At 48.9% G+C, this 366-nt stretch carries 3 tRNA genes; all 3 read right to left on the bottom strand.

Annotated features, from left to right (window positions below):
* Position 1 precedes the first annotated feature (1 nt).
* The 3 genes from CJU81_RS23590 to CJU81_RS23580 all read right to left on the bottom strand — a co-directional run bounded on the left by CJU81_RS23590 (position 2) and on the right by CJU81_RS23580 (position 365).
* Positions 2 to 77 (bottom strand) — tRNA-Lys (locus CJU81_RS23590).
* A gap of 16 nt (positions 78 to 93) precedes the next feature.
* Positions 94 to 169 (bottom strand) — tRNA-Asn (locus CJU81_RS23585).
* 119 nt (positions 170 to 288) lie between these two features.
* Positions 289 to 365 (bottom strand) — tRNA-Pro (locus CJU81_RS23580).
* Position 366: the final 1 nt, after the last annotated feature.

Raw genomic sequence — 366 nt, 5'->3', positions numbered from 1 at the left:
ATGGTGGGTCGTGTGGGATTCGAACCTACGACCAATTGGTTAAAAGCCAACTGCTCTACCAACTGAGCTAACGACCCAAAAATTCTTTGAAACTGGCTCCACGACCTGGACTCGAACCAGGGACCCAATGATTAACAGTCATTTGCTCTACCAACTGAGCTATCGCGGAACTGCATATTTCAACTTTTACAACAATAAAAAAGCGTCCGTTAGGACGCTCTTTTATGGCATCTGATGCAATTGACATCAGCGCCTTATTTTCTACACCCATTACTGCCGGGCAGAAAATGGTCGGGGTAAGGGGATTCGAACTCCTGACATCCTGCTCCCAAAGCAGGCGCGCTACCGGACTGCGCTATACCCCGG

It is taken from the genome of Pseudomonas fragi (genome assembly GCF_002269505.1).
Lineage (GTDB): Bacteria > Pseudomonadota > Gammaproteobacteria > Pseudomonadales > Pseudomonadaceae > Aquipseudomonas > Aquipseudomonas fragi_D.
Note: the sequence above shows the minus strand (reverse complement) of the source record. Positions and strands in the feature narration are given on the sequence as shown.